8 protein-coding genes are annotated in these 6,124 nt (G+C 23.5%); all 8 read left to right on the forward strand.

The genetic code is table 11. From position 1 onward, the window contains the following. The first annotated feature begins 11 nt into the window (after positions 1 to 11). Entirely contained in the window at positions 12 to 1,025 is a 1,014-nt protein-coding gene (locus tag BRSU_RS13840; RefSeq protein WP_048596180.1) for a hypothetical protein, read from the forward strand. A gap of 415 nt (positions 1,026 to 1,440) precedes the next feature. After that, complete coding sequence (locus tag BRSU_RS13845) at positions 1,441 to 2,184, forward strand: ParA family protein (protein ID WP_048596181.1); 744 nt, start codon at positions 1,441 to 1,443, stop codon at positions 2,182 to 2,184. A 2-nt stretch (positions 2,185 to 2,186) separates the two neighbouring features. After that, positions 2,187 to 2,426, forward strand: coding sequence for a hypothetical protein (locus BRSU_RS13850; RefSeq protein ID WP_048596182.1), 240 nt, complete (start codon positions 2,187 to 2,189; stop codon positions 2,424 to 2,426). Between the two features lie 25 nt (positions 2,427 to 2,451). Next, positions 2,452 to 3,237 (forward strand): glucose-1-phosphate cytidylyltransferase, encoded by a 786-nt coding sequence (gene rfbF, locus BRSU_RS13855; RefSeq protein ID WP_048596183.1) that lies wholly within the window; start codon positions 2,452 to 2,454, stop codon positions 3,235 to 3,237. A gap of 37 nt (positions 3,238 to 3,274) precedes the next feature. Then, a complete protein-coding gene (locus BRSU_RS13860) occupies positions 3,275 to 4,378 on the forward strand; it encodes a radical SAM protein (RefSeq protein ID WP_048596184.1) in 1,104 nt (367 codons plus the stop codon). 16 nt (positions 4,379 to 4,394) lie between these two features. Further along, the gene (gene rfbC, locus BRSU_RS13865) at positions 4,395 to 4,928 is read left to right on the forward strand and encodes a dTDP-4-dehydrorhamnose 3,5-epimerase (protein ID WP_048596185.1); all 534 of its coding nucleotides are present in this window, start codon (positions 4,395 to 4,397) and stop codon (positions 4,926 to 4,928) included. Next, a complete protein-coding gene (locus tag BRSU_RS13870) occupies positions 4,925 to 5,791 on the forward strand; it encodes an NAD-dependent epimerase/dehydratase family protein (RefSeq protein WP_048596186.1) in 867 nt (288 codons plus the stop codon). The genes rfbC and BRSU_RS13870 overlap by 4 nt, the downstream gene beginning before the upstream one ends. A 14-nt stretch (positions 5,792 to 5,805) precedes the next feature. After that, positions 5,806 to 6,124 (forward strand): rhamnan synthesis F family protein (locus BRSU_RS13875; protein WP_048596187.1); only part of this gene is annotated, 319 nt, incomplete at its 3' end.

Consider the following 6,124-nt stretch of genomic DNA (forward strand, 5'->3'; position numbering starts at 1 on the left):
ATAGTTAAATTATGAATAAAAACATATCAAAGAAGAAATTTATTAATAATCCTATTAATGCTCCAAGATTAATAGCCAAAGCAGAAACATTAACAAAATATGATATCTCAGAAATTCAAAAAAAAGAAATAGAAAAGAAATTAGGTATATTAAAAGATGAATATTTTAATTTAAATGGAGCATATCCTTATGTAATAGATTTTATAAATTATATGTGTACCTTTTACAAAGATGATAAATACATACATAGAAAAGATAATAATTTAGAAACTCATTATTTAATATATACTTCAAAGGAAAGTTTTTTTAATGCTACTTTAGGAGAATTTCAAGAACAGCGTAAAATATTAGAAATAGATGTTTATAGAACACTTAATAAAATAGATAAAGATGGTATACCAGTAAGACCAAAAATATATCCTCTAAATGCTAACCATTCTATACATACTGATGCTATAAGATTTAGTATTATAAATAAAGATATTAATGATAAGATACAGAATTTAAAAAACATTAATGGTGAAGTTTATTACTATGAAATAGAGTTTTTAAAACCTATTTGGAATTGTTTATTTGGAGCAAGCGGAACAGAAGGCTATATAAGAATACCTTCTCAATTACAAGCAAAAATAGTACATAGTATTAATAAATATAAAGACTCTCCAAAATTCACTAAATATGGTAATTTTGGAAAATCTATCAATTATAGACAATTATTCTTATATTTATCTTTACATGATAATGGGAAAAGTGACGAAATAGAATATGATTTTAAAGATATTATAAAAAAATGTTTTAGACAAAATACACAATCAAGAGGGGATAATGTATTTTTAAAAGATAAAAGTAAGGCTTATAATTTTATAAAAAAAGGACTAGAGCTATTTAATCAAATGGGTCAAGATGGACTTATGGATAAAATTAATGTATTGCCTTGTGCTTTGAAAATCAAAAGCGATAGTATTATAGTTACATTAAATAGAGAAAAAAATATCTTCAAAACCTTGAAATCATCAACTAAATAATATATTATATTTTTACAACATTATTATTATAAAATATAACAATGTATTACTTTTTTATTATTTTTTTATAATAAAACAATATATTAATTACTCTAATATATTTAGCTAATCCTTATAATAGAAAACATAAATAGTAGTCTATTTTGAAACGTTAAAGCAAAATAGTAGTCTATTTTGAAACGTTAAGTAGTCTATTTTGAAACGTCATGAAATCTATATTGAAACGTTAAATAGTAAAATACAGTTTATTTTGAAACGTTACCTTATTTATTTTAAATTATTTAAATTAACAAAAAATAAAAAAATGATAATTTTCAACTTGATAAAATAATAATATAATTATATCATATATAATATAAAGTATTACAAAAATATAATAAAATTATAATAAAATATTATTTTTCCAAGGAAGATAATGATTAAATCAATAGCATTTCATATATTAAAAGGTGGAGTAGGTAAAACTACATTATCTGGAAATATAGCATATAAAATATCAGAGACAAAAAAAACTATACTAATAGATTGTGATATACAGGCTAATTCAAGTAACTGGTTTTTAAAAGAAAATATAGATTATGAACTATCAGATTGTTTACAGGGACGACCCTTACAAAATGCTATAAAAAAAATAAAAGAAAATTTCTACATTATACCTACTAAACCAAAAGATAGTTCTCTAAAAAATTACGCAGAAACTAAATTATTCCAAGAACCATTTATATTTGAAGATTTAAACACTGAATTACAAAAATTAGGTTTTGAATATGCTGTATATGATTTGAGTCCATCAATTAGTCAACTAGAAAGATGTATATTACTTTCTATTAATGAAGTCATAACTCCTATAACTCCTGAATATTTTTCATTTGATGGTATAGAATTATTTTACAATGAGCTTCAAAAGATAAACAAGTCATACAGAAAAAAAATAAAATATGATAAGATTATAATAAATTTGATTAATAAATCATTTGAAACTCATAAACAATATTTAAACATTCTTCAAGACCTACAAAAATATAATATATATAAAGTAGGACAAGACAGAAAAATAGCTGACAGTCAAAAATATAATCAGACAATATATCAATACTATCCAAAAAGTAATACTATAGAAGAATTAAATAAAATAGCAAACGACTTAATAGGAGCATAGAAATGCCAATAAATAAAAGTAATAATACTTTATTAGAACAAGTACAAAATTCTAATTTATTTAAAGACAGTGATAAAAAAAATAATACTAATAAAAAATTAGAAAGTACCATAGTAATAAAGATAAATGAAGATCATAAAAAAATATTAGAAAATCATTTTAAAAATGAAAAAGGTCTTGCTTTATCAAGTGGTATAAGACAAATAATATTTGAATATATGAAAGATAATAATTTAATATAATATATTATTATACAAGGATACAAAAATGAAACTAATTATATTAGCAGGTGGTCTTGGAACAAGACTTGGAGAGGAAACATATATAAGGCCGAAACCATTAGTTGAAATAGGTGGGCGTCCTATTATATGGCATATAATGAAATATTATTCATTTTATGGAATAAATGAATTTGTTATTTTATTAGGATACAAAGGTTATATGATAAAGGAATTTTTTGATAATTACAGAAGACATTTATATGATATGAAAATAGATTTTTCAAATAATACTTCTGAATTTATGAAAAAACAAAATCACAAAGATATGGAAAAATGGATTATAGATTTGATAGATACTGGAGAAAATTCCATGACAGGAGGAAGATTAAAAAGAGTTCAAAATTTACTAAAAAATGAAAAAACTTTTTGTCTAACTTATGGAGATGGTCTTTCTAATGTTAACATAAAAGATGAAATAGAATTCCACAAAAAACACGGAAAAATAGCAACTATGTTAGCAGTTTTTCCTCCAGCAAGATGGGGAGCAGTAAGTATAAATAATGAAAATATAGTTACAGATTTTATAGAAAAACCAAAAGGAGATAATGCCTATATTAATGGAGGTTTTTTTGTACTAAATAATGAAATATTTGATTATTTAGAAGATGATTCAACAATATTTGAACAAAGTCCTCTTAGAAGATTATCTAAAGATAAACAGCTAATGGCATTCAAACATGAAGGTTTTTGGCAATGTATGGATACACAGAGAGATAAAACAGTATTAGAAGAAATGTGGAATCAAAAAAATCCGCCTTGGAAAATTTGGTAAATTATATTTATAAAAATTATAAATTAAGGATAATCATATGATTTTAAGATCAAAGACTAAAGAATTATTACAAACTAGACAATTAACAGAGCAACAATTAAATAATACAAAATTAAATAAAGAAGAAATGGATAGTAAAGCTACAATATTAAAATCCTATCCTCAGAGATTAGTTTTAGAATTAACAAATGCTTGTAATTTAAGATGTATTATGTGTGGAAGAGATGAAGCAGAATTTGCACCTACGGTATTTAAGTTAGACTATTTAAAAAAAATGGAACATTTATTAAATAGTATAGAAGAGGTAACTTTATTTGGTTGGGGAGAACCAACTATGCATCCCAATTTTATTGAAATATTAAAATATTTAAATAACTTTCCTGTTAGAAAATATTTTGTTACTAATGGTATGAGATTAGATAAGATAAAAAATGCTTTATTTGATTATAAAGTAGATATTATGGCTATTAGTTTAGATGGTGCTAAAGCCGAAACTAATGATAGAATTAGATTTGGAGGTAATTTTGATTTTATAGTAAAAAATATTAGAGAAATAGTTAAAGAAAAGAAAGAAAGAAAATTAGACTATCCTTACATGAATTTTGTAATGGCTTTAATGGATTCTAATATAGAAGAACTTCCTCAATTAATAGAATTAGCTTCAGATATAGGTCTTGAAGAGGTAAAAGGAGTTTATTTGACAGTATTTACAAATAACTTACTAAGTGAAACATTATATAATAAACAAGATAAAGTAATAAAAATATTTAATCAGGCTGAAGAATTAGCTAAAAAATTAAATATAAAATTAAAGCTTCCTTATATTCAAGGTGAAGATATAGCAGGAGATAAATATCATAAAGATTGTTTTGTAGCTTGGAGAGATTTTTTCTTAGCATCAGATGGATATGTACGTCCTTGTCAATCAACAGCTGTTAAATTTCTTAATTTTGAAAATTATGATAATTTTGATGATATGTGGAATGGAAAAGAATTTCAAGAATTTAGAAAAAATGTTAATGATCAAAATAATATGTGTAATGAATGTAAAAGATGTTTCCAATCATCTCATGCTAATTGGAATAATGAATTATCTTTTATACAAATCAATCAGCAATTTGCTCCTGAATGGGAAAAATAATTTTTAAGGAAATATTATGACTATAGAAAAAACAAATATAGAAGGTGCTTATATTATACAAAATAATTATATAGAAGATGAAAGAGGATATTTTTTAAGATTATTTTGTAACGATGAATTAAAAAAAGCAGGCATAGATTTTGAGGTAAAACAATCAAATATGAGTTATAGTACCAAAAAGGGAACTTTAAGAGGGATGCATTATCAAGTTGCTCCTTATGCTGAAATTAAAGTAGTTAGATGTATAAAAGGAAGTGTATTTGATGCAATTGCTGATATTAGAAAAGATTCTCCTACTTATGGACAGCATTTTACAGTAGAATTATCCGAAAAAAATGGAAAAATGATTTATATACCTCCTTATGTAGCTCATGGAATACAAACATTAGAAGATGATAGTATGATATGTTATTTTGTTAGCGCTTCTTTTGTTCCAAATGCTTACGGATATTTAAGATGGGATGATCCGGCATTTAATATCAAATGGCCTGAATGTGAAAATAGAATAATGACAGATAAAGATAGAAATATACCGGATTTTAAATTATGAAAAAAGTTATAGTTACTGGAATTAATGGATTAGTAGGACAATATATAGCAGATCCATTAAAAGAATTAGATTTTGAAGTTTACGGTATAGGAACAAAAGATATTAAAACTGATAAATTTAATTATATAAAATTGGATATAAATAATGCTTTAGAAACAGAAAAGATTTTTAAAGATATTAAGGCAGAATATTTAATTCATTTAGCTTGGGATACTAAAAAAGGGTATTTAGAATCAGATGCTAATTTTGATTTATTAGCATCATCTATTAATATACTTAAATATTTTGGTAGAAATTATGGAAAAAAAGCAGTATTTATAGGAACATGTTTTGAGTATAAATTTAAAAATGCTCCTATAAAAGAAAATGATGAATTAAATCCAACAACTATATATGCCAAATCTAAAAATTATTTAAGAGAATTATCAGAGCTTTATTGCAATAAACATAATATTGATTTTTCTTGGGGACGAATATTTTATACTTATGGAAATAATGAAAATCCAAATAGACTTTTTCCTCATATTATAAATTCTTTAAAAAATAATCAAAAAGTTTCTATAAATTATTCTCAATTAAAGAAAGATTATATATTTGCCGGTGATATTGCAAAAGCTATAGCCTTATTAATAAATTCTAATGTAAATAGTACTATTAATCTATGTACTGGAAATGCAATTTCATTAGAAGAAATAGCTTTAACAATAGCTAATAAATTAGGTAAATCAGATTTATTAGAGTTGAAAAAGTTAGAAACTAATGAACCTGAAATTATATTAGGAGATAATTCGAGATTAGTTAATGAACTTAATTTTAGTAACTATACATCCATTGATAATTGGTTAAATCATATGTTTAATTAAATATAGGAAATAAAATGAAAAGGTTAGCGATATTTGCAGGATATGATAAAGATAATATCATAGATGATTATGTAGTATATTATATTAAAGAATTAAAAAAAGTAGCTGATATAGTTTATGTTTGCAACTGTAATATGTTAGAAAGTGAATTAGATAAAATATCTTCTTATTGTATTCATATTATTAATGGCAGACATGGAGAATATGACTTTGGATCATATAAAAGAGGATTTATTTATGTTAGGAATAATAAAATAATATTTGATTATGATTATTTATTACTCTGCAATGATTCTAATTTTGGCCCATTTATTCCATTTGAGAATATGTTTG

The organism is Brachyspira suanatina, assembly GCF_001049755.1.
GTDB classification, from domain to species: domain Bacteria; phylum Spirochaetota; class Brachyspiria; order Brachyspirales; family Brachyspiraceae; genus Brachyspira; species Brachyspira suanatina.